The organism is Bradyrhizobium ivorense, assembly GCF_900696085.1.
In the GTDB taxonomy this organism is placed as follows: domain Bacteria; phylum Pseudomonadota; class Alphaproteobacteria; order Rhizobiales; family Xanthobacteraceae; genus Bradyrhizobium; species Bradyrhizobium ivorense.
In genome coordinates this window covers 11,774-36,072 of sequence record NZ_CAADFC020000029.1, presented here as the reverse complement: position 1 = coordinate 36,072, position 24,299 = coordinate 11,774, and the positions used below count along the sequence as shown (strand labels likewise).

Genomic DNA, 24,299 nt, shown 5'->3' with positions numbered 1-24,299 from the left:
GTAGCGGTTTTCCGAATAGATCATGCTCAAATAAAGCGGCGCGGGTATCGCACCGGCCACACTGGAAGATCATGAGACTTCGCGACCTCTTCGGCGATGATGCCACGATCGATCCGCGTGCCGACACCATCGAGGTCGGCGGACTTGCGGTCGACAGCCGCGCGGTGAAGCCGGGCGACCTGTTCTTCGCGCTGGCGGGCAGCAGGACCGACGGCGCGCGCTTCATCGACGCGGCGATTGCCGCCGGCGCGGTCGCGATCGCCAGCGACCATCTGCCGCAAGGCCATGCTCGCGTTCCCTTCGTGATCACGCCGAATGCGCGGCGGGCGCTGGCGCTTGCCGCCGCAAGATTCTTTTCCCGTCAGCCCGCGACGATTGCCGCGGTGACCGGCACCAGCGGCAAGACCTCGGTCGCCGCCTTCACGCGCCAGATCTGGCAGCGGCTCGGCCATTCGTCGGCGAGCATCGGCACCATCGGCCTCGTCTCGGACAAGCGCACCGTCTACGGCTCGCTGACCACGCCGGATCCGATCGCGCTGCATCGCCAGCTCGACGAGATCGCGGCTGACGGCGTCACCCATCTGGCGTTCGAGGCCTCGTCCCATGGTCTCGACCAGTACCGCCTCGACGGCGTGCGCATCGCCGCCGGCGGCTTCACCAATCTGTCGCGCGACCACATGGATTATCATCCCGATGTCGCGCATTACCTGAACGCCAAGCTCCGGCTATTCCGCGATCTCGTCGCCGCCGGCGGCGCCGCCGTGATCTCCGCCGATCACGATTGCTCGGCAGAGGTGATCGCCGCGGCGCGGGCGCGAGGCCTCCGCATCATCGCGGTCGGACGCAACGCCGATGGCGGCGAGGGCATCCGGCTCGCCGATGCCGCCATCGAAGGCTTTGCGCAGAAGCTCGTGCTCGAACATCGCGGCCGCACGCACGCGATCAGGCTGCCGCTGGTCGGCGAATTCCAGATCGAGAATGCGCTGGTCGCGGCTGGTCTCGCCATCGGCACCGGCAGCGCCGCGGACGACGTGTTCGGCTGTCTCGAACATCTCGAAGGCGCCAAGGGCCGGCTGGAACTCGTCGGCGAGCGCAACGGCGCGCCGATCTTCGTCGATTACGCGCACAAGCCCGATGCGCTTGCGAAAGCGCTGCAGGCGCTGCGGCCTTACGCAAAACGCAGGCTTGTCGTGATCTTCGGCGCCGGTGGCGACCGCGACGCCGGCAAGCGCCCGATCATGGGCGCGATCGCGGCGGAGAACGCCGACAGCGTCATCGTCACCGACGACAATCCGCGCAGCGAAAGGCCGGAAGCAATCCGTGCCGCGATCCTGGCGACCGCGAAGGGCGCGCGCGAAATCGGCGATCGCGCCGCGGCGATCCGCGCCGGCATCGCCGGCCTCGAGCCGGGCGATGCGCTGGTGGTGGCTGGCAAAGGCCATGAAGTCGGGCAGATCATCGGCAGCACGACGTTGCCGTTCAGCGATCATGAAGCGGTTGCCAAGGCATTGGCAGCGGAGGGCGCATGAGCATATTGCTATGGACGTCGGAAGCGATGACGAAGGCGATGCGCGCCGTGACGCAGGGCGCGCTGCCGGAGGGCGTCACCGGCCTCTCGATCGACAGCCGCACGGTTGCGCCGGGCGAGGCATACTTCGCGATCAAGGGCGACGTCCATGACGGCCACAGCTTTGTCGAGGCCGCGCTGAAGGCCGGCGCCGCGCTTGCCGTGGTCGAGGCCGCGCAGCGCGAAAAATTTCCCGCCGACGCGCCGCTGCTGGTGGTCGACGACGTGCTCGCCGGCCTCGGCGAGCTCGCGCTGGCCTCGCGCGCGCGGCTCGATGCGCGGATCATCGCGGTGACCGGGTCTGTCGGCAAGACCTCGACCAAGGAGGCGCTGCGCCGCGTGCTGTCGGCGCAGGGCGAGACCCACGCCTCGGTGGCGTCGTTCAACAATCATTGGGGCGTGCCGCTGTCGCTGGCGCGCTGTCCGGCGAGCGCGCGCTTTGCGGTGTTCGAGATCGGCATGAACCATGCCGGCGAGATCACGCCGCTGGTCAGACTGGTGCGGCCGCACGTCGCCGTCATCACCACGGTCGAGCCGGTGCATCTGGAATTCTTCGCCGGCATCGAGGCGATCGCCGATGCCAAGGCGGAGATTTTTCTCGGCGTCGAGCCTGGCGGCGCGGTGGTGCTCAACCGCGACAATGCGCAGTTCGCGCGGCTGCAGAAGCACGCCAAGAAGGCCGGCATCTCCCGCATCGTCAGTTTCGGCACCGACAAAAGCTGCGATGCGCGGCTGATCGACCTGTCGCTGCACGCGACCTGCTCGGCGGTGCATGCCGACATCCTCGACCACGACATCACCTACAAGATCGGCATGCCGGGCAAGCACATGGCGATGAATTCGCTCGCGGTGCTGGCCGGCGCGGCGCTGCTCGGCGCCGATATCGCGCGCGCGGCGCTGTCGCTGTCGCAGCTCGAGGCCCCGACCGGGCGCGGCTTCCGCCGCACGCTCGAGGTCGGCCATGGCGAGGCGACCCTGATCGACGAAAGCTACAACGCCAACCCGGCCTCGATGGGCGCCGCCCTCAACGTGCTCGGCCAGGCGCAGACCGGGCCGCATGGCCGGCGCATCGCGGTGCTCGGCGACATGCTCGAGCTCGGCCCGACCGGGCCCGACTTGCATCGCGGCCTGGCCGAGGTCGTGGCGGCCAATCGAATCGATCTCGTATATTGTTGTGGCCCGCTGATGCGGAATCTGTGGGATGCCCTTTCCACCGGCAAGCGGGGAGGCTATGCCGGGAGCTCGGCAGACCTCGAAGCGCAGGCGGTCGCCGCGGTCCGCGCCGGTGACGTGATCATGGTGAAGGGATCGCTCGGATCGAAGATGAAGGTCATTGTCAGCGCGCTGGAAAAGCGCTTTCCCGACCGAGCCGCGCACGAAGAAGCGGTATAGGGCTTTTTGAATGTTCTACTGGTTGATCGAGCTGTCCAACACGGTGCCGGGCTTCGGCGTATTCCGCAGCGGCCTCAACGTCTTCCGCTACATAACTTTCCGCACCGGCGGGGCGATGGTGACCGGCGCGCTGTTCGTGTTCCTGTTCGGGCCCTGGATCATCGACCATTTGCGGCTGCGCCAGGGCAAGGGCCAGCCGATCCGCACCGACGGGCCGCAGTCGCATCTGATCTCCAAGAAGGGCACGCCGACCATGGGCGGGCTGATGATTCTCTCGGGGCTCGTGGTGTCGACGCTGCTCTGGGCCAATCCGATCAACCCCTATGTCTGGATCGTGCTGGCGGTGACGCTCGGCTTCGGCTTCGTCGGCTTCTATGACGATTATTTGAAGGTCACCAAGCAGTCGCACAGCGGCTTCGCCAGCAAGCTGCGGCTGCTGATCGAGGGCGTGATCGCGCTGGCCGCGACCTACGCGCTGGTCCGGCTCGGCCGCGACGTGTCCTCGACCTCGCTCGCGATTCCCTTCTTCAAGGATCTCGTGATCAATTTCGGCTGGTTCTTCGTGATCTTCGGCGCCTTCGTCATGGTCGGCTCCGGCAATGCGGTGAACCTGACCGACGGCCTCGACGGCCTCGCCATCGTGCCGGTGATGATCGCGGCCGCGAGCTTCGGCATGATCTCGTACCTCACCGGCAACGCGGTGTTCTCCGACTATCTGCAGATCAACTACGTCGCCGGCACCGGCGAGCTCGCGGTGCTGTGCGGCGCGGTGCTCGGCGCCGGCCTCGGCTTCCTCTGGTTCAACGCACCGCCGGCCTCGATCTTCATGGGCGATACCGGCTCGCTGGCGCTCGGCGGCATGCTCGGCGCGGTCGCGGTCGCGGTGAAGCACGAGATCGTGCTCGCGGTGATCGGCGGCCTGTTCGTGCTGGAGGCGGTCTCGGTGATCGTGCAGGTCACCTCGTTCAAGCTCACCGGAAAACGCGTGTTCCGGATGGCGCCGCTGCACCATCATTTCGAGCAGAAGGGCTGGACCGAGCCGCAGATCGTGATCCGGTTCTGGATCATCTCGGTGATGCTGGCGCTCGCCGGCCTCTCCACGCTGAAGCTGCGCTGATCATGGTAGATTCCAACCACTGTCGTTCCGGGGCTCGCGTAGCGAGAACCCGGAACCTCGAGATTCTCTGGTGCGCAATTGCGCACCATAGTTCGCGCGAAGTCGCGCGCCCCGGAATGACTGGGATCATGACTGCGAGGCAGTCATGATCCCAGTCACCTCCTTCGCCGGCAAGACGGTCGCGGTATTCGGCCTCGGCGGCTCCGGCCTTGCGAGCTGCCACGCGCTGAAGGCCGGCGGCGTCGAGGTGATCGCGGCTGACGACAATACCGACAATGTCGCGAAGGCGGCGCAGGCCGGCTTCACCACCGCCGACCTGCGCACGGTGTCCTGGGCGAATTTTGCCGCGCTGATCCTCACTCCCGGCGCGCCGCTGACCCACCCGGCGCCGCACTGGAGCGTCACGAAGGCGCGCGAGGCCGGCGTCGAGGTGATCGGCGACATCGAATTGTTCTGCCGCGAGCGGCGGCGGCATGCGCCGAACGCGCCGTTCGTCGCCATCACCGGCACCAACGGCAAGTCGACCACCACGGCGCTGATCGCGCATCTGATGAAGGTCGCCGGCTACGACACCCAGATGGGCGGCAATATCGGCACCGCGATCCTGTCGCTGGAGCCGCCGCGGATGGGCCGCGTCCATGTGATCGAAATGTCGTCCTACCAGATCGACCTCTGCCCGTCGCTCGATCCTTCCATCGGCATCCTGCTCAACGTCACCGAGGATCACATCGACCGCCACGGCACGCTCGCGCATTACGCCGCGGTGAAGGAGCGGCTGGTTGCCGGCGTGCAGGCCGGCGGCACCGCGATAACAGGCGTCGACGACGGCTGGTGCCGCGACATCGCCGACCGGCTCGATCGCGCAGGGAAGCGCGTGGTGCGGATCTCCGTGAAGAACCCGCTGCCCGACGGCCTCTATGTCGAGCACGAGACTATCGTGCGCGCGTCCGGCGCGGCGCGCAGCGAGGTGGCGCGGTTAGGCGGCGTCGGCTCGCTGCGCGGGCTGCACAATGCGCAGAACGCGGCATGCGCCGCAGCCTCTGCGCTCGCGATGGGCATGTCGACCGACGTGCTGCAGAACGGTCTGCGCAGTTTTCCGGGCCTCGCGCACCGCATGGAGCAGGTCGGCCGCCGCGGCCATGTGCTGTTCGTCAACGACTCCAAGGGCACCAATGCGGACGCAGCCGCGCACGCGCTGTCGTCCTTTGCCGACATTTTCTGGATCGCCGGCGGCAAGCCGAAGGCCGGCGGCATCACCAGCCTGACCGGCTATTTCCCGCGCATCCGCAAGGCCTATCTGATCGGCGAGGCGGCGACTGAATTTGCCGGCACGCTCGGCGACCGCGTCCCGCACGAGATGTCCGGCACGCTCGATGTCGCGGTCGCCAGCGCCGCGCGCGACGCGGAGGCCTCGGGGCTCAAGGAAGCCGTCGTGCTGCTGTCGCCGGCCTGCGCCTCGTTCGACCAGTACCGCAATTTCGAAATCCGCGGCGCCGCCTTCCGCGACCTCGTCCAGGCGCTGCCCGGCGTCAAGCCGGTGGTGTAGCTGCAACTCGCGCAACACATTCAGTGTCGTCCCGGCCAGTGTCGTCCCGGCGAAGGCCGGGACCCATAACCACCAATGCTCGCTATTGCGCAACGCTGCGACGACGAGTCTCGTTCACCACGTCCGCCGCGGCGTATGGGTCCGGGGCCTTCGCCGGGACGACGACGGTATATGCCTAACCGCATCCCCCAAAAGTGATCCAATCCGTTAACCCCCTGGAAACCATCCTGGGCCACGAATGGACGTTACCTCTGCCATCTGGGGACGCCCATGCTCGCCCGTGACCAACGCACCCCGTTCTCGGACTGGTGGTGGACCGTCGACAAGCTGCTGCTGGTCGCGATCGCCGCGCTGATGCTGGCGGGCGTCATCCTGTCGCTGGCAGCGAGCCCGCCGGTGGCGACCCGGATCGGGCTCGATCCGTTCCACTTCTTCAATCGTCACGTCATGTTCCTGGTGCCGTCGCTGCTGGTGCTGATCGGGGTGTCGTTCATGACGCCGCGGCAGATCCGGCGCACCGCGCTGGTCGTGCTCGCGGTCTCGATCGGGCTGATCGTGCTGACGCTGCTGGTCGGGCCCGAGGTCAAGGGCGCGCGGCGCTGGATCACGCTGCTCGGGGTCAACATCCAGGCCTCCGAATCCGCAAAACCCGCCTTCGTCGTCGTCGCGGCCTGGCTGTTCGCGGAATCCACCAAGCGGCCGGAGATGCCGGCGACCTCGATGGCGCTGGTGCTGCTGCTGACGCTGGTCTCGCTGCTGGTGATGGAGCCCGACTTCGGCCAGACCATGCTGATCCTGACGGTGTGGGGCGCGCTGTTCTTCATCGCCGGGATGCGGATGATCTGGGTGCTCGGGCTTGCCGGCGCGGCCGGCGCCGGCCTGTTCGGCGCCTATCTCTTGGTGCCGCACGTCGCGGGCCGCATCAAGCGCTTCATGAACCCGGCCTCCGGCGACACCTTTCAGGTCGACACCGCGATGGAAGCGTTCTGGAACGGCGGCTGGTTCGGCCTCGGGCCGGGCGAGGGCATCGCCAAACGGAGCCTGCCGGACAGCCACACCGACTTCGTGTTCGCGGTCGCGGCCGAAGAGTTCGGCATCATCCTCTGTCTGATGCTGGTCGCGCTGTTCGCCTTCATCGTGATCCGCACCCTGACGCGGGCCTACACCACCGAGGACATGTTCGCGCGCTTCGCGGCATCGGGCCTCGCCATCCTGTTCGGCGTGCAGGCGACCATCAACATGGCGGTCAATCTGCAGCTGATCCCGGCCAAGGGCATGACGCTGCCGTTCATCTCCTATGGCGGCTCCTCGTTCGTCTCGCTCGCCTATGGCGTCGGCATGATGCTGGCGCTGACGAGGCAGCGGCCGCGCACCGAAATCGAATCGCAGGAAGGCGCCAGCTCGTTGCGCGCCTACGCGTAGTGACTGGGATGGCGGCGTCGGCTATCTGGATGCCATGCACTCGCAAGAATCGGACAACGCACCCCTGATCCTGCTGGCGGCCGGCGGCACCGGCGGCCATTTGTTCCCGGCCGAGGCGCTCGCCGTGGAATTGATCAAGCGCGGCCTGCGCGTGCGGCTCGCGACCGACGGCCGTGCGCTGCGCTATTCCGGCCTGTTCGGCCGGGAGAGCATCGATCTCGTGCCGAGCGCGACCGTGCGCAGCCGCAACCCGCTCTCGCTGGTCCGGACCATGCTGACGCTCGGCTATGGCATGCTGGTGGCGACCAATGTGGTGCGCCGGCTGAAGCCGTCGGCCGTCGTCGGCTTCGGCGGCTATCCGACCCTGCCGCCGCTGATGGCGGCGCGGCTGCTCGGCGTTCCCGGCATCATCCACGATGCCAATGCGGTGCTCGGCCGCGCCAACCGTTTCCTCTCCAGCCGCGTCAACGCGATCGCGACCTCGCTGCCCGGCGTGCTCGATCGCGATCCCGCGCTCGCCGCAAAAGCGACCACCGTCGGCACGCCGATGCGCCCGGCGATCCTGGCCGCGGCGGCTGTGCAATATGCATCGTCCGAGGCCGACGGTCCGCTGCGCCTGCTCGTGGTCGGCGGCAGCCAGGGCGCGCGGGTGATGAGCGACATCGTGCCGCCGGCGATCGAGAAGCTTGCGCCCGCGCTGTGGAGCCGCCTGATCATTACCCAGCAGGTGCGCGAAGAGGACATGGCGCGGGTGCGCACCGTCTACGATCGGCTCAAGATCAATGCCGAGCTCGCCCCATTCTTCGCTGATCTACCGGCGCGGCTGGCGTCGAGCCAATTGGTGATCTCGCGCTCCGGCGCCGGCACCGTCGCCGAGCTCGGCGCGATCGGCCGGCCCTCGATCCTGGTGCCGCTGCCCGGTGCGATCGATCAGGACCAGTTCGCCAATGCCGGCGTGCTGTCGGAGGCCGGCGGTGCGCTGCGCATCAAGCAGACCGAATTCACGCCGGAGCGGCTGGCGGCGGAGATCACGACGTTTGCCGCCGAGCCCGGAAAATTGACCGCGATGGCGGATGCGGCGCGCGGCGTCGGCCGGCTCGATGCCGCGGAACGGCTGGCCGATCTGGTGACGAAAGTGGCGGGAATTTAGGCCGTTTTCGGGGAATTTTCGGCGGTGGAACGGCACGGCCGGGCTTGTCCCGGCCAGCGCCGTCTTTCATAAGTCGGAGAATGGCCGGCTGCGTCCGGACACGATGAAGGTGTTAGCAACATGAGACTGCCGCGCGAGATCGGACCCATTCATTTCGTCGGGATCGGCGGCATCGGCATGAGCGGCATCGCCGAGGTGTTGATCAATCTCGGCTACACCGTGCAGGGCTCCGACGCGTCGGACAATTACAATCTCGACCGGTTGCGCAAGAAGGGCGCCAAGGTTTCGGTCGGTCACCAGGCCGAGAATGTCGACGGCGCCGACGTCGTCGTGGTCTCGACCGCGATCAAGCGCGACAATCCGGAACTAATGGAAGCGCGCGCGCGGCGGCTACCCGTGGTGCGGCGCGCCGAGATGCTGGCGGAATTGATGCGGCTGAAGAGCTGCGTCGCGATCGCCGGCACCCATGGCAAGACCACGACGACCACGATGGTGGCGACCTTGCTCGATGCCGGCGGGCTCGATCCGACCGTGATCAACGGCGGCATCATCAATGCCTACGGCTCCAACGCGCGGCTTGGCGCCGGCGACTGGATGGTGGTCGAAGCCGACGAGAGCGACGGCACGTTCCTGAAGCTGCCGTCCGATGTCGTGATCGTCACCAACATCGACCCCGAACATCTCGATCACTTCAAGACCTTCGAGGCGATCCAGGACGCGTTCCGCAGCTTTGTCGAGAACGTGCCGTTCTACGGCTTCGCCGTGATGTGCATCGATCATCCGGTGGTGCAGGGCCTGGTCGGCAAGATCGAGGATCGCCGCATCATCACCTACGGGCAAAATCCGCAGGCCGATGCGCAGCTCAAGGATCTGACGCCGATGGGCGGCGGCTCGAAGTTCACCGTCGCGATCCGCAATCGCGGCAGCGGCGCGGTGCACGAGATTGCCGACATCATGCTCCCGATGCCGGGCCGCCACAACGCCTCGAATGCGACGGCGGCGATCGCGGTCGCGCACGAGCTCGGCGTCTCCGACGATGTGATCCGCCAGGCGATGGCCGGCTTCGGCGGCGTCAAGCGGCGCTTCACCAAGACCGGCGAGTGGAATGGCGTCACCGTGATCGACGATTACGGCCATCACCCGGTCGAGATTGCGGCGGTGCTCAAGGCGGCGCGCGAATCCGTCAACGGCAAGATCGTCGCCGTGGTGCAGCCGCATCGCTTCACCCGCCTGCAATCGCTGTTCGAGGAATTCTGCACCTGCTTCAACGACGCCGATGCGGTCCTGGTCGCCGAGGTCTATCCGGCCGGCGAAGCGCCGATTGCGGGCATCGACCGCGACCACTTCGCCGCCGGTCTGCGCGCCCACGGCCATCGCAACGTGATCCCGTTGCCCGATGCCGGTGAGCTCGCGAAGATCGTGCACGGCCTCGCCAAACCCGGCGACCTCGTCGTCTGCCTCGGCGCCGGCAACATCACGCAATGGGCCTACGCGCTGCCGGATCAGTTGAAGGCGCTGGGGTGATGTTATTCATTGCTAGTTATCAGCACCACCCGTGTGGCTCACCCCTCTCCCTAACCCTCCACCGCAAGGGGGGAGGGAACCCATCCGCCCGTGGCCTCCTGACTCTCTTAACGAGAGAGAGCGAAGCCGCGATGCACTGTAAGGTGAGCACATTAGTCAGGCTCCCTCCCCCCTTGCGGGGGAGGGTTGGGGAGAGGGGTAGGCCCCGGGCGCTGAAACACAACGCAACGCGTTGCGCTCTCAACCTGCCTCGTATCTCGAGCGACGTCGCATGATCTTCCCCGACATCACACCCGATCTGAAAGCCGCGATGCCGCAGCTGCGCGGGCGGCTGCTGGCCAACCAGTCGCTCGCGAAGCTGACCTGGTTTCGCGTCGGCGGTCCGGCGCAGGTGCTGTTCACGCCAGCGGATGAGGATGATCTCGGCTATTTCCTGAAACACCTGCCGAACGCGCTGCCGGTCTATGTCGTCGGTGTCGGCTCCAATCTGATCGTGCGCGACGGCGGCCTGCCTGGTGTCGTGATCCGGCTCGCGCCGCGCGCTTTCGGCGAGACCAGCGCCGCTGATGACATCGTCACGGCCGGCGCCGCGGCGCTCGACAAGCGCGTGGCGGAGACCGCGGCGGCGGCCAATATCGGCGGCATGGAATTCTTGTTCGGCATTCCCGGCACCGTCGGCGGCGCGCTGCGGATGAATGCCGGCGCCAATGGCGGCGAGACCAAGGATGTGCTGATTGAGGCCACCGGCATCGGCCGCGACGGAACGAGACACACGTTTGGCAATGCCGACATGAAGTTCGTCTACCGCAACAGCGGTGTCGATCCCTCGATCATCTTCACGTCGGCGCGCTTCCGCGGCAAAATTTCCGATCCCGAGGCGATCCGCGCCCGCATGACCGAGGTGCAGACCCATCGCGAGACCGCGCAGCCGATCCGCGAAAAGACCGGCGGCTCGACCTTCAAGAATCCGCCGGGCAACAGCGCCTGGAAGCTGATCGATGCCGCCGGCTGCCGCGGCCTCAGAATCGGCGGCGCGCAGGTGTCCGAGATGCACTGCAATTTTCTGATCAACACCGGCAGCGCCACCGGGCACGACATCGAGACGCTCGGCGAGACCGTGCGTGAACGGGTGAAGCAGACCTCCGGACTTGAGCTGCACTGGGAAATCAAGCGGATCGGGATAGAGCAGAAATAATGCAGACCACCATTCTCTTCGGCGGCACCAGCAAGGAGCGCCTGGTTTCAGTGGCAAGCGCGCAGGCGCTGCATCGTGCGCTGCCCGAGGCCGAGCTGTGGTTCTGGGACGTCGACGATACCGTGCATGCGGTGAGGTCGGAGGCGCTGCTCAATCACGCCCGGCCGTTCGAGGTCGATTTCAAGCCTGGCGATCGCGGCGTCGCGCTCGACGCGGCGCTCGACAAGGCCGGCGCGGAAGGGCGCGTGCTGGTGCTCGGCCTGCATGGCGGCTGCGCCGAGAACGGCGAATTGCAGGTGATGTGCGAGCTGCGCGGCATCGCGTTCACCGGCTCCGGTTCGGCGTCGTCGCATCTGGCGTTCGACAAGCCGTCGGCGAAGCGCTTTGCGGCGATCGCGGGCGTGAACGCGCCGCAGGGCATCGCCGTGGATGATATCGATCGAGCCTTTGCCGAGTACGGCAAGCTGATCGCAAAACCAGCCAAGGATGGATCGAGCTACGGGCTGATCTTCGTCAACGCCAGGCAGGACCTCATCGCGGTTCGCAACGCGGCCGAGAAAGAAGAATATCTGATCGAGCCGTTCGTGGCCGGCGTCGAGGCGACCTGCGGTGTGCTCGAGCAGTCCGATGGCGCGGTGTTCGCGCTGCCGCCGATCGAGATCGTGCCGGCGGAGGGCGGCTTCGACTACACCGCCAAATACCTCCTGAAATCGACCCAGGAGATTTGCCCCGGCCGTTTCGCGCCTGATATCAGCACCGCGATCATGGATCATGCGCTGAAGGCGCACCGCGCGCTGTCGTGCACCGGCTACTCGCGCAGCGACTTCATCGTCTCGACGAAGGGGCCGGTCTATCTCGAAACCAACACGCTGCCCGGGCTCACCGCGGCATCTTTATACCCCAAGGCCTTGAAGGCGCAGGGCATTGGCTTCGCCGATTTCCTGCACGACCAGATCGAAATCGCCCGGCGCCGCACGCCGAAACGGGGCTGAAACCGGCGACTCGGGCCGGGGGTGGAACCCGGCGCTGTTGCTAAAATGCTAACGTGTCCCCGGCAAACTACTCACAGTGTTGATCAAAACCCACTCCAGCTGGGTAACATTTACCGTTTGTTTACCAGGAAGCCCGAAGGTTAACGCTGGCGGCGCATGTAGCGCTTGGCTGCCGGGGCGTGAGCTGTTGCGGATGACCGCTTCGAGGAACGCAACCAGGGAACAGGGGGTCACTCTATCCCACCGGTATCTGCTGAGGCGTCACGTGTGCCGGGACCCGCATGGGTTTGCGGGCGCAACATGTGACGAGCTCGTGCAATGGATGGTGCAGGACGCCTCACCCGATCGCTGCGATCGCTGGGGCCTCAAGCTGACCTGAGGGCAGCCGCTATTGGAGCGGTGGTGCTGCTGCGCGAGCACATCGGTGCCTGGCTCGCGCATCGCCGCCGCCGGCGTCCTGCGAAACGGCCGGTGATCGACCGCGACCCGCCCAACCGCTACATCCTGATGATCGAGCGCTATCTGCCGCGCCGGGTCGGCGTTGCCGCGACGCTCGCGATCCTGTTCGGCAGCGCCGGCTTCGGCATCGTGCGCGGCGGCCATGTCGAGGAATTCACCACGGCGCTGAGCGACACTCGCAACGCGCTGGCCAATGCCGCGGGCTTCCGCATCACCACGGTCGGCATCAACGGCCGCAAGCAGCTGAGCCAGGACGAGGTGCTCGCGATCGGCGGCGTCACCGGCCGCTCCTCGCTGCTGTTCCTCGACGCCGAGACGGTGCGCGACCGGCTGAAGGCCAATCCCTGGATCGCGGACGCCACCATCCTGAAGCTTTATCCGGGCCGGCTGCAGATCGACATCGTCGAGCGCACCGCCTACGCGCTGTGGCAGGAGAACGGCCGGCTCTCGGTCATCGCCGCCGATGGCGCGGTGCTCGAGCCCTATGTTTCGCGCCGTTTCCTCAATCTGCCGCTGGTGGTGGGCAAGGGCGCGGCGCCCCGCGCGCGGGATTTCCTCGCGCTGCTCGACCGCTACCCGCAGGTGCGGCAGGTGACCAAGGCCGCGATCTTCGTCGGCGAGCGGCGTTGGAACCTGCGGCTGAAGGACGGCCTCGACATTCGCCTGCCCGAGAACGACGTCGGCAATGCGCTCGCCGCGCTGTCCAAGCTCGACAAGGACGAAAAACTGTTCTCGCGCGACATCGTCGCCGTCGACATGCGGCTGCCCGATCGGCTGGTGGTGCAATTGTCGGAGGAAGCCGGCAAGGCGCGCGACGAGCTGTTCAAGGACAAGAAGTCCAAGAAGAAGCCGGGTGACTCCGCATGACCGGCCTCGATCGCAATTTGACCCCGAAGACCCGCCCGATGCAGAAGCGCACCGCGCTGGTGGCTTCGCTCGACGTCGGCTCCAGCAAGATCGCCTGCATGATCGCGCGGCTGAAGCCGTCGCCGCCGAACGAGGCGCTGCGCGGCCGCACCCACGCGGTCGAACTGATTGGCTACAGCCAGATCCAGTCGCGCGGCGTCAAGGCCGGCGCGATCGTCGATCTTGCTGAATGCGAGAAGGCGGTGCGCCACGCCGTGGCGCTGGCCGAGCGCATGGCCAAGGTCCGCGTCGAGTCCGTGCTGCTGTCGTTGTCGGGCGGCCGGCTGCATGGCCAACTGGTTGAAGCCGCTGCAGATATCCGCGGCGGCTCGGTCACTTCAGACGATATCAGCCGGATCACCTCGGCCGGCATGCGCCACGCCACCGGCGCCGGCCGCACCGTGCTGCACGCGCTGCCGGTCGGCTACGCGCTCGACGGCGTCAAGGGCATCCGCGATCCCAAAGGCATGGTGGCGCGCCAGTTCGGCGTCGACATGAACGTGGTGACGTCGGATGCGACGGTCGCTAAGAACCTCATGCTGGTGGTCGAGCGCTGCCATCTCAATGTCGAGGCGATGGCATCGAGTCCTTATGTCGCAGGCCTCTCGGTGCTGACCGACGACGAGGCCGATCTCGGCGCCGCCGTGGTCGAAATGGGCGCGGGATCGACCACGATCGCGACTTATTCGGGCGGACGCTTCGTGCACGCCTCCGGTTTTGCGCTCGGCGGGCAACACATCACGATGGATCTTGCGCGCGGCATCGGCGCGTGCATTGCGGATGCCGAGCGAATCAAGACTTTATACGGCACGGTGCTGACCGGCGGCTCGGATTCGCGCGAGCTGATGTCCGTTCCCACCGCAGGCGATGACCGGGAGACTCCGCAGATCGTATCCCGCGCCACGATCGCGAATATCGTCCGGCATCGCGCCGAGGAGATTTTTGAAATGGTCCGTGACCGGCTCGCGGATTCCCCCTTTGCGGCAGAGCCGAGGGCGCGAGTTGTGTTGAGCGGCGGTGCGTCGCAGCTCACCGGGACCGTCGAGCTTGCCACCCGCATCCTGAACCGTCAGGTCCGCATCGGCCGCCCGCTTGGCTTCGGCCGGCTGCCGAACGAGGCGAAGGGCGCCTCGTTCTCGGTGCCGACGGGCCTGCTCGTCTATCCGCAATACGCTCACCTTGAACATGTCGAACCGCGGCGCACGCGGCAGCTTAAGACAGGGACTGACGGTTACTTCGGAAAGGTCGGACGATGGCTTCGCGAGGGCTTCTGATGACCGCACCCCGGCTCACAGCATTTTCATCAACTCCCGCGGCCTGCGGCCGGGGCGAACCCACGCGCGCGTAATCGAGAGAGGCAACCATGGCACTCAATCTGACCCCCCCTGACATCAGCGAGCTGAAACCGCGGATCACCGTCTTCGGTGTCGGTGGCGCGGGTGGTAACGCCGTCAACAACATGATCACCGCCGGCCTGCAGGGTGTCGACTTCGTCGTCGCCAACACCGACGCGCAGGCGCTGACCATGTCGAAGGCGCAGCGCATCATCCAGATGGGTACCGCCGTCACCCAGGGCCTCGGCGCCGGCTCGCAGCCGGACGTCGGTGCGGCCGCCGCGCAGGAGGTGATTGACGAACTGCGCGATCATCTCACCGGCGCCAACATGGTGTTCGTCACCGCCGGCATGGGCGGCGGCACCGGCACCGGCGCCGCGCCTGTCATCGCCAGGGCCGCCCGCGACATGGGCATCCTCACGGTCGGCGTGGTCACCAAGCCGTTCCACTTCGAGGGCCAGCGCCGCATGCGCACCGCCGAGTCCGGCATTGCCGAACTGCACAAGGTGGTCGACACGCTCTTGATCATCCCGAACCAGAACCTGTTCCGGGTCGCCAACGAGAAGACCACCTTCGCCGACGCCTTCGCGATGGCCGACCAGGTGCTCTATTCGGGCGTCGCCTGCATCACCGACCTGATGGTCAAGGAAGGCCTGATCAACCTCGACTTCGCCGACGTCCGCGCCGTGATGCGGGAAATGGGCAAGGCGATGATGGGCACCGGCGAGGCCACCGGCGAGAAGCGGGCGCTGACCGCCGCGGAAGCCGCGATCGCCAACCCGCTGATCGACGATAGCTCGATGAAGGGCGCCCGCGGCCTCCTGATCTCGATCACCGGCGGCAAGGACCTGACTCTGTTCGAGGTCGACGAAGCCGCGACCCGCATCCGCGAGGAAGTCGATCCCGACGCCAACATCATCGTCGGCGCCACGTTCGACGAATCGCTCGACGGCGTCATCCGCGTCTCGGTGGTCGCGACCGGCATCGAGCAGGCCGCGATCGCGTCCCGTGCCCAGGCGCCCGCCCAGCAGTCGGGCGGCTCGCCGGAGAGCCGGCTGGCCGACCTGACCGCCCGCCTGCGCGCCGACAACCAGCGCATGGCCGAGCGCGCCCAGAAGCTGGAACCGCCGACCGGCGTCACGGTTGCGCCGATTGCTGCGGCTCCGGCTGCGGCGCCCCAGCAGCGCCCCACCGGCAATGTCGAGCGCGCCGCGCTGGCGGCGATCGCCGCCGCGGTCGCGCCGGAGAGCCCGGCCCAGGCGCCGATGCAGGCCGGGGCCTATGGCGACGTCACGGTGCGCCCGATCGCGCAGAAGCCGACCCTGTTCCCGGACCACGACCTGACCAAGGTCGAGCAGCAGGAACCGATGCCGCCGGAAACCTTCATCCCGCAGGCCGCCGAGCGTTCGCCGGTCCGCACCCCGCGGATGCCGAAGTTCGAGGACCTGCCGATGCCGGCCCAGGCCGAGATCCGCCAGGCCCAGGGCACCGAGGAGGAACACCCGCAGAAGACCCGGCTGTCGCTGCTGCAGCGGCTCGCCAATGTCGGCCTCGGCCGCCGTGACGAAGAGACCGAGCCGCCGATCGCGGCCCGCGCCTCCGGTCCGGCGATGCCCGCGATGCCGCCGATGCCGGAACGCAAGCCGGCCCGCAGCGTCGCGCAGCAGATCGCGGCCAACGAAGCGCCCGTATCGGAATATGCAAAGCGGCCAGCGCCGCAGGGATTGGACGCCCATGGGCGCCCGGCACCTGTTGCCCAGACGCCACAGGGCGACGACCATCTTGATATCCCGGCCTTCCTGCGCCGGCAGGCAAACTGAAGTTTGTTACAAGCTTGGCGACCAACAAAGGCCCCGGCGGGAACCGCCGGGGCCTTTTCCTTTGGCCGGAAGGGATATCCAGGCAGCCAAACAAGCAACTGATTTTAAATGATTAATTATTCTTTTTGTGGTCGGATGGCGGTCCCGGAACGCCCTTGTGCGCTGCCGCAATTTGGTTGACCTTGGGCACCAATGCGGCAGAGATGGGGTAACAATCGGTAAAGAAGCGTGAGTTGGCGGGGTTTGGGGCAGTGACTATGGTCCTGCCGTGACTTGGGGAGCTCAAGCGAGTCGGCCTTGGGGAAAGTTTAGGCCTCTCGTTCTGAGTGAAGTCGGTAGTGGGCATTATCGAATGAAGTTCAGCCGTCAGACAACGCTTCGCGCGCAAGCCACCGTGACTGGCGTCGGCGTTCACTCTGGTCTTCCTGTTCATCTCACGCTCGGACCTGCGCCGGTTGATGCGGGCTTCATCTTCATCCGCACCGGTCTCGATGGTTCCGACCGTGAAATTACGGCCACCGCCGACGCCGTGATCGCAACCGACTTTGCGACGGTGCTGGGTGACCGCGAAGGGCCGCTGGTTTCCACCGCGGAACACGTGCTCGCCGCACTGCGGGGCATGGGTGTCGACAACGCCACCATCGAAGTCGACGGCCCCGAAGTTCCGATCATGGACGGCAGCGCCGCTGCGTTCGTCGCGGCGATCGATCAGGCCGGCATCGTCGCCCAGCCCGGCGTCCGCCGCTTCATCCAGGTCTTGAAGCCGGTGCAGGTCAAGATCGGCGATTCGGTCGGCGAACTGCGTCCGTTTGCCGGCGGCTTCCGCGCCGAGGTCGAGATCGATTTCACCAACCCGGTGATCGGCCGCCAGAACTTCACCTTTGATCTTTCGCCGGAAGCTTTCCGCCGCGACGTCGCGCGGGCCCGGACCTTCGGCTGCATGAACGATGTGGCCCGGCTCTGGGGCGCAGGCTTCGCGCTCGGCGCCTCCTTCGACAACACCGTGGTGTTTGACGAGACCCGCCTGCTCAATACCGAAGGCCTGCGCTACGCCGACGAGTGCGCCCGCCACAAGGTTCTGGACGTGATCGGCGATCTCGCGCTGGCCGGCCTGCCGCTGCTCGGCAGCTTCCGTTCCTCCCGCGGCGGCCACAAGCTCAACAACGCGTTGCTGAAGGCCCTGATGACCGACCGCAGCGCCTGGCGGGTGGTCGAATCGGAGACCACGCGGCGGCCGTCCCGTGGCTATGCCGAAGCCGGCGCCGGCACGGTTGGCGGCCTGATCGCCCCGGCCTACGGCCCGGACGTGTCCTGATCGTCGCAGCCGGACGTCGTTCGTCCGGATTTTACCAGTCACGACCGCGACCCCGGGCGACACCCGGCCGCCTTAATCCGGGCGAAATGGCTGCGTATTCGGTTTTGCCAAGACCATTTTTCGGCTAAACGGGCCTGCGGCCACACGAGACGGCGCCAACGGCACGGGACTATCGCGGGGAATATTAAGTCCATGATTGCGGTTCGTGGACGGAGTGGGCTTCGCCGTTAACCGCATCACAGGCGTCAGGTTCTATATTTCATGTCGGCAATGCGTATGGCGCTCGAACCACGCAATTCTTCTGATGTCTCCGGCCTTGCACGGGCCGCGCGCACGCTGCGTTTCGCGGCGGGCCTCGTCATGCTGGCGCTGCCGCTGAGCGGCTGCGGCACCGGCGCGCTGTGGGACAAGTTCATGGCCAAGGACGATACCTTCGTCGATGAGCCCGCGGACAAGCTCTACAATGAGGGCTTGTATATGATGAACCAGAAGAAGGACCTGAAGGCCGCCACCAAGAAGTTCGAGGAAGTCGACCGTCAGCACCCCTATTCGGACTGGGCGCGCAAGTCGCTGCTGATGTCGGCCTACGCCTCCTATCAGGCCGGTGACTACGACAGCTGCATCGGATCGGCGACGCGCTACGTCACGCTGCATCCCGGCAGCCCGGACGCCTCCTATGCCCAGTACCTGATCGCCGCCTCGCATTTCGACCAGATCCCGGACATCTCGCGCGACCAGGGCCGCACCGAGAAGGCGATCGCGGCGCTGGAAGAGGTGGTGCGCAAATATCCGACCTCGGAATATTCGACCGAGGCCAAGGCCAAGATCGAGGCCGCGCGCGACCAGCTCGCCGGCAAGGAGATGGCGGTCGGCCGCTATTACATGGGCCGGCGCGACTACACCGCCGCCATCAACCGCTTCAAGGCGGTGGTGACGCAGTACCAGACCACGCGCCATGTCGAAGAGGCGCTCTACCGGCTCACCGAAGCCTATATGTCGATCGGCATCGGACCCGAAGCCCAGACCGCGGCCGCCGTGCTCGGCCACAATTTTCCTGACAGCCGCTGGTACAAGGACGCCTATAATCTAGTAAAGTCCGGCGGTCTCGAGCCGAGCGAGAATCAGGGTTCCTGGATCAGCAGGACCTTCAAGAAGATGGGTCTCGGCTAGGAATTGTCCCCGCATGCTCGCGCGTCTGTCGATCCGTGACATCGTCCTGATCGAACGGCTCGATATCGAATTCTCCCGCGGCCTCGCCGTGCTGACCGGCGAAACCGGCGCCGGCAAATCCATCCTGCTCGATGCCTTTGCGCTCGCGCTCGGCGGCCGCGGCGATGCGACCCTGGTGCGCCATGGCGCCGAGCAGGGCCAGGTCACCGCCGTCTTCGATGTGCCGAAGGGGCACCCGGCGGCCAAAATCCTCGCCGAGAACGGCCTCGACGACACGGGTACTGAAGAAACTTGCGAAATGATCCTGCGCCGCGTGCAGCTTGCCGACGGCCGCACCCGCGCTTTCATCAACGATCAGGCGATCAGCGTGCAGACGCTGAAGGCGGTCGGCACGGCGCTGGTCGAAATCCACGGCCAGCACGACGAGCGCGCGCTGGTCGATTCAACGACCCATCGCCAGCTGCTCGACGCCTTCGCCGGGCTCGAGAAGGACACCGCGGCGCTGGAAGCGCTGTGGGATATCAGACGCACCGCGTCATCAGCGCTCGACGAGCATCGCGCCGGCATGGAGCGCGCCGCGCGCGAGGCCGACTATCTGCGCCATGCGTCGCAGGAGCTGAAGACGCTGGCGCCGAAGGAGGGCGAGGAGACCGAGCTCGCGGGTCGCCGTACCACCATGATGCAGGGCGAGAAGATCGCGACCGATCTGCGCGAGGCGCAGGAGGCGATCGGCGGCTCGCATTCGCCGGTGGCCTCGCTCTCCGCCGCAGTGCGCCGGCTGGAGCGGCGCGCCGCCAATGCGCCGGCGCTGATCGAGCCGGCGGTGAAGGCGATCGATAGTGCGATCAATGCGCTTGAGGAGGCCGACCAGCATCTCCACGCCGCGCTGGCGGCGACCGATTTCGACCCGGCCGAGCTCGAGCGTATCGAGGAGCGGCTGTTCGCGCTGCGCGCCGCCTCGCGCAAATATTCGACGCCGGTGGATCTGCTGGCGGCGCTGGCGACCCAATATGCCGACGACGTCGCGCTGATCGATGCCGGCGCCGAGCAATTGAAGCAGCTCGAGCTTGCTGCCGCCGAGGCCGACAAGCGCTACGCCGCCGCCGCGGCCAAGCTGTCGGCGGCGCGCGTGAAGTCGGCCGACAAGCTCAACAAGGCCGTCAATGCCGAGCTCGCGCCGCTCAAGCTCGAGCGCGCAAAATTCATGACCCAGGTCGAATCGGATGCGGCGTCGCCGGGCCCGCAGGGCATCGACCGCGTCGAATTCTGGGTGCAGACCAATCCCGGCACCAAGCCGGGGCCGATGATGAAGGTCGCCTCCGGCGGCGAGCTGTCGCGCTTCCTGCTGGCGCTGAAGGTCGTGCTGGCCGATCGCGGCTCGGCGCCGACCTTGGTGTTCGACGAAATCGACACCGGCGTCGGCGGCGCGGTGGCGGATGCGATCGGCTCGCGGCTGGCGCGGCTTGCCGGCAAGGTGCAGGTGATGGCGGTGACGCATGCGCCGCAGGTCGCGGCCCGCGCCGGCCAGCACCTCTTGATCTCCAAGGACGCGCTCGACCGCGGCAAGCGCGTCGCCACCCGCGTCAACGCACTCGCTGCCGACCACCGCCGCGAGGAGATCGCGCGTATGCTGGCCGGCGCCGAAATCACCGCCGAGGCGAGGGCGGCCGCGGAACGGCTGCTGCGGGCGGCGAGTTAGTCGCTTCATGGCCACCAAAGCGAAGAAAGCGCTGGTCGACGTCGACAAGCTCACCAAGGCCCAGGCCAAGGTCGAGCTGACACGGCTTGCGCTCGAGCTCGAAGGCCACGACAAGCGCTACTACCAGGACGATGCGCCCAGCGTCACCGATGCCGAATACGATGCGCTGCGGCAGCGCTACAACGCGATCGAGAAGCGCTTTCCCGAATTCGTCACCGCGGAATCGCCGTCGCAGAAGGTCGGCGCGGCGCCGTCGGGCCGGTTCAGGAAGGTGCGCCATTCGCTGCCGATGCTGTCGCTCGACAATGCGTTCGCGGAGGAAGACGTGGTCGACTTCGTCGGCCGCATCACGCGCTTCCTGAAGCTGCCGGACGACAAGATCGATTTCTCGGCCGAGCCGAAGATCGACGGGCTCTCGATGTCGCTGCGCTACGAGGGCGGCGAGCTCGTCACCGCCGCAACGCGCGGCGACGGCGCCGAGGGCGAGGACGTCACCGCCAACATCCGCACGCTGGAAGATGTGCCCGAGAAGCTGAAGGGCCGCAACGTGCCTGATATCTGCGAGGTGCGCGGCGAGGTCTACATGACCAAGAAGGCGTTCCTGGCGCTGAACGAGCGGCAGAAGGCCGCCGGCGACACCATCTTCGCCAATCCGCGCAACTCGGCGGCGGGCTCGCTGCGGCAGAAGGATCCTGGTATCACCGCCTCGCGTCCGCTCGGCTTCTTCGCCTATGCGTGGGGCCAGATGAGCGCGATGCCGGAAGGCACCCAGACCGGCATGATCCACTGGTTCGAGCGCTGCGGCTTCAAGACCAATCCGCTGACCAAATTGTGCCACTCGGTCGAGGAGCTGATCGCGTTCCATCGCAAGATCGAGGAGCAGCGCGCCGAGCTCGACTACGACATCGACGGCGTCGTCTACAAGGTCGACCGCATCGACTGGCAGGAGCGGCTCGGCTTCGTCTCGCGCACGCCGCGCTGGGCGATCGCGCACAAATTCCCGGCCGAGCGCGCCATGACCGTGCTGCGCGACATCGAGATCCAGGTCGGGCGCACCGGCTCGTTCACCCCGGTCGGCAAGCTCGAGCCGGTCGGCGTCGGCGGCGTCATCGTGCAGAACGTCACGCTGCACAATGAGGATTACATCAAGGGCATCGGCAACAAGGGCGAGGTGCTGCGCGAGGGCCGCGACATCAGGATCGGCGACACCGTCGTGATCCAGCGCGCCGGCGACGTTATCCCGCAGGTGGTCGACGTCATCATCGACAAGCGGCCGAAAAGCGCGAAGGAATTCCACTTCCCGAAGAAGTGCCCGTGCCCGCTGCACACCGACGTGGTGCGCGAGGAAACCGCGACCGGCGAGGAAGGTTCGCGGCTGCGCTGCAGCGGCGAGTTCGCCTGTCCGTTCCAGAAGGTCGAGCACCTGATCCTGTTCGTGTCGCGCCGCGCCTTCGACATCGACGGCCTCGGCCAGAAGCAGCTGCAGTACTTCTTCGACGAGGGCTGGGTGAAGGAGCCGGCCGACATCTTCACGCTGCCGAAGCGCAATGCGAAGCTGAAGCTGGAGGAGATCGAGGGCTACGGCGAAACCTCGGTGCGCAATCTGTTCGCCTCGATCGACAGCCGGCGCAGGATCGGGCTGGAGCGCTTCATCTACGCGCTCGGCATGCGCCATGTCGGCGAGACCACCGCGCTGGCGCTGGCCCGCGGCTACGGCTCGTGGGATGCCTTCCACGACGCCTGCCTCAAGGTCGCCAAGGGCGACGAGGAGGCGATCGCCGAGATGGACGCGCTCGACCAGATCGGCGACACCGTGATCAAGAGCATCGCGGACTATTTTGGCGAGAGCCACAATCGCGGCATCGTCGAGCGGCTGACCGAGGAGCTCACCGAGATCATCGACGCCGAGAAGCCGAAGAGCAATTCGGCGGTCGCCGGCAAGACCGTGGTGTTCACGGGATCGCTGGAGAAGATGACCCGCGACGAGGCCAAGGCGACCGCCGAGCGGCTCGGCGCCAAGGCGGCCGGCTCGGTCTCGAAGAAGACCGACTATGTGGTCGCGGGGCCGGGCGCCGGCTCCAAGCTCGCCGAAGCGCAGAAGCACGGCGTCACGGTGCTGACCGAGGACGAGTGGCTGAAGCTGATCGGGGAGTGAGCGGCGCGCTCTCCACATTCACCGTTGTCGTCCTCCGCGAAAGCGGGGGACCCAGTATTCCAGAGACGTCAGCGAGATTCGGTTGGGCCGCGGCGTACTGGATCCCCGCATGCGCGGGGATGACGAGCGGAGGCTGCGGCACGACCGCTCACCTCACATCATTCCTGACTCTTCCTCCTCCGCCTTCTCGATCAGCTCCTCGCTGACCACCAGCTTCCGCCGTGGCACGATGAAGACCATGGTCGCGGCGCAGGCGAGCGAGATCGTGAAAATCGCCGCCATCAGCGGCAGCGTCGAGGTGGAGTGGCCGCCGAGATAGGCGCCGAATTGCGAGATCAGCGCGCCGATACCCTGCTGCAGAAAGCCCATCGCGCCGGAGGCGGTGCCGGCGGCCTCGGGGCGGACGCTGATGGCGCCCGCGGCAGAGTTGGCCATCACGAAGGCGTTGGCGACCATCACGATCATCTGGGTGCCGAACAGCCAAAGCGGAGTTTGGTTCAGCCCGGCAAAGCTCCAGATCAGGTTCAGGAAGCTGCCGCCGAGCTGCAGCGCGAGGCCGAACCAGATCAGTTTCTCCAGCGAATGCCGCGGCGCGAACCGCACGCACAGCAGATTGCCGACCAGATAGGCGAATCCGGTGCACGCGAACCACGCGCCGTATTCGGCGCTGCTGCGGCCCATCTGGGTCACCACGATGTAGGGGCCGCCGCCGGCGAAGGCGAAGATGATCTGCGAGGCCAGCACCTGGCACAGCATGTAGCCGACGAAGGCGCGGCTCGTCATCAGCCGGCCGAGATCGCCGCGAAAGCTGGAGCTCTCGGTGCGGTCGCGCCGGGTTTCGGGCAGCGCCGCGGCGATGAAGATCGCGACCGCCAGCGATGCCGCGGTAATGAAATAGAGGATCGCATGCCAGCCGAACGCGGTCTCCAGGAGGCCGCCGGTTAGCGGGCTCAGCATCTGCGCGATCATTAGCGCGGCGACGACCAGGCTGATCATGGGGCCGATCCGCTCGCGCGGATAGAGGTCGCGGATGATGGCGCGGCTGATCACCATGCCGCTGGCGCCGCCGAGCGCCTGGAAGAAGCGCGCGGCGATCAGCTGCGGCAGGGTTTGCGCGAACACCGAGCCGATGCCGGCTACGACCATCAGGCCGAGGCCGGCGAGCAGCACCGGGCGGCGGCCGAACTTGTCGGACAGCGGCCCCATGATCAGCTGCGACAGCGCGATGCCGACCATGTAGAGCGACACCGTCATCTGCGCGATCGAGATGTCGCGGCCGAAATCGGTCGCGAGCACCGGCAGCGCCGGAACCAGCATGTAGAGCGAGATCGGCGCCACGCCCGTCATCACGACGAGCATCAGCAGCATGACCCTCGATGTCGCGATGTTGTCCTTTGCCGCGCCGGGCGGCTTGCCCATCACGCCGTGCATTCAGGTCCGTTTCCGCATTGTGAATCGACTGTAGCGATCTCGTTCGCGCGGAATACGTGTGTTTCGGCATGCGCCCATGCCGATTCCGGGAAGCGCGTGGGTGAT

General features: G+C 66.7%; 17 protein-coding genes and 1 pseudogene. 17 read left to right on the top strand and 1 reads right to left on the bottom strand.

Features of this window, described 5'->3' with window-relative positions; genetic code table 11:
• The first annotated feature begins 71 nt into the window (after window positions 1-71).
• The 17 genes and pseudogenes from CI41S_RS35115 (at window position 72) to ligA (ending at window position 22,763) form a co-directional block, all read left to right on the top strand.
• A complete protein-coding gene (locus tag CI41S_RS35115) occupies window positions 72-1,529 on the top strand; it encodes a UDP-N-acetylmuramoyl-L-alanyl-D-glutamate--2,6-diaminopimelate ligase (protein WP_139863600.1) in 1,458 nt (485 codons plus the stop codon).
• On the top strand, window positions 1,526-2,959 hold the full coding sequence (locus tag CI41S_RS35110; RefSeq protein WP_139863599.1) for a UDP-N-acetylmuramoylalanyl-D-glutamyl-2,6-diaminopimelate--D-alanyl-D-alanine ligase: 1,434 nt from the start codon (window positions 1,526-1,528) through the stop codon (window positions 2,957-2,959). The genes CI41S_RS35115 and CI41S_RS35110 overlap by 4 nt, the downstream gene beginning before the upstream one ends.
• A 10-nt stretch (window positions 2,960-2,969) precedes the next feature.
• A complete protein-coding gene (mraY, locus tag CI41S_RS35105) occupies window positions 2,970-4,076 on the top strand; it encodes a phospho-N-acetylmuramoyl-pentapeptide-transferase (RefSeq protein WP_139480077.1) in 1,107 nt (368 codons plus the stop codon).
• Window positions 4,077-4,221: 145 nt separating this feature from the next.
• On the top strand, window positions 4,222-5,622 hold the full coding sequence (gene murD, locus CI41S_RS35100) for a UDP-N-acetylmuramoyl-L-alanine--D-glutamate ligase (RefSeq protein ID WP_139863598.1): 1,401 nt from the start codon (window positions 4,222-4,224) through the stop codon (window positions 5,620-5,622).
• A 270-nt stretch (window positions 5,623-5,892) separates the two neighbouring features.
• Entirely contained in the window at window positions 5,893-7,044 is a 1,152-nt protein-coding gene (gene ftsW / locus CI41S_RS35095) for a putative lipid II flippase FtsW (protein ID WP_139863597.1), read from the top strand.
• Between the two features lie 34 nt (window positions 7,045-7,078).
• Window positions 7,079-8,194: an undecaprenyldiphospho-muramoylpentapeptide beta-N-acetylglucosaminyltransferase gene (gene murG / locus CI41S_RS35090; protein WP_139863596.1), complete on the top strand. Its 1,116-nt coding sequence runs from the start codon at window positions 7,079-7,081 to the stop codon at window positions 8,192-8,194.
• A gap of 120 nt (window positions 8,195-8,314) precedes the next feature.
• Window positions 8,315-9,718: a UDP-N-acetylmuramate--L-alanine ligase gene (gene murC / locus CI41S_RS35085; RefSeq protein ID WP_139863595.1), complete on the top strand. Its 1,404-nt coding sequence runs from the start codon at window positions 8,315-8,317 to the stop codon at window positions 9,716-9,718.
• Window positions 9,719-9,989: 271 nt separating this feature from the next.
• Entirely contained in the window at window positions 9,990-10,913 is a 924-nt protein-coding gene (gene murB, locus CI41S_RS35080; RefSeq protein ID WP_139863594.1) for a UDP-N-acetylmuramate dehydrogenase, read from the top strand.
• Window positions 10,913-11,905 carry a D-alanine--D-alanine ligase family protein gene (locus tag CI41S_RS35075; protein WP_139863593.1) on the top strand — a complete coding sequence of 331 codons (993 nt, stop codon included), beginning with the start codon at window positions 10,913-10,915 and terminating at the stop codon, window positions 11,903-11,905. The genes murB and CI41S_RS35075 overlap by 1 nt, the downstream gene beginning before the upstream one ends.
• 110 nt (window positions 11,906-12,015) lie before the next feature.
• A pseudogene (locus CI41S_RS44735) lies at window positions 12,016-12,284 on the top strand (hypothetical protein); the annotation flags it as partial.
• Complete coding sequence (locus CI41S_RS35065; protein ID WP_139480088.1) at window positions 12,224-13,231, top strand: cell division protein FtsQ/DivIB; 1,008 nt, start codon at window positions 12,224-12,226, stop codon at window positions 13,229-13,231. The pseudogene CI41S_RS44735 and the gene CI41S_RS35065, both read left to right, overlap by 61 nt.
• Window positions 13,228-14,544, top strand: coding sequence for a cell division protein FtsA (ftsA, locus tag CI41S_RS35060; protein ID WP_139863592.1), 1,317 nt, complete (start codon window positions 13,228-13,230; stop codon window positions 14,542-14,544). Before CI41S_RS35065 ends, ftsA begins: the two co-directional genes overlap by 4 nt.
• 89 nt (window positions 14,545-14,633) lie before the next feature.
• The gene (gene ftsZ, locus CI41S_RS35055; protein ID WP_139863591.1) at window positions 14,634-16,424 is read left to right on the top strand and encodes a cell division protein FtsZ; all 1,791 of its coding nucleotides are present in this window, start codon (window positions 14,634-14,636) and stop codon (window positions 16,422-16,424) included.
• Between the two features lie 352 nt (window positions 16,425-16,776).
• Entirely contained in the window at window positions 16,777-17,739 is a 963-nt protein-coding gene (gene lpxC / locus CI41S_RS35050; protein ID WP_139480092.1) for a UDP-3-O-acyl-N-acetylglucosamine deacetylase, read from the top strand.
• Window positions 17,740-18,000: 261 nt separating this feature from the next.
• Window positions 18,001-18,909 (top strand): outer membrane protein assembly factor BamD, encoded by a 909-nt coding sequence (locus CI41S_RS35045; RefSeq protein WP_244626777.1) that lies wholly within the window; start codon window positions 18,001-18,003, stop codon window positions 18,907-18,909.
• Between the two features lie 13 nt (window positions 18,910-18,922).
• Window positions 18,923-20,608, top strand: coding sequence for a DNA repair protein RecN (gene recN, locus CI41S_RS35040; RefSeq protein WP_139863590.1), 1,686 nt, complete (start codon window positions 18,923-18,925; stop codon window positions 20,606-20,608).
• Between the two features lie 7 nt (window positions 20,609-20,615).
• The gene (gene ligA, locus CI41S_RS35035; RefSeq protein WP_139863589.1) at window positions 20,616-22,763 is read left to right on the top strand and encodes an NAD-dependent DNA ligase LigA; all 2,148 of its coding nucleotides are present in this window, start codon (window positions 20,616-20,618) and stop codon (window positions 22,761-22,763) included.
• A gap of 153 nt (window positions 22,764-22,916) precedes the next feature.
• Here ligA and CI41S_RS35030 read toward each other — a convergent pair whose 3' ends face one another.
• On the bottom strand, window positions 22,917-24,194 hold the full coding sequence (locus CI41S_RS35030) for a multidrug effflux MFS transporter (RefSeq protein ID WP_139863588.1): 1,278 nt from the start codon (window positions 24,192-24,194) through the stop codon (window positions 22,917-22,919).
• Window positions 24,195-24,299: the final 105 nt, after the last annotated feature.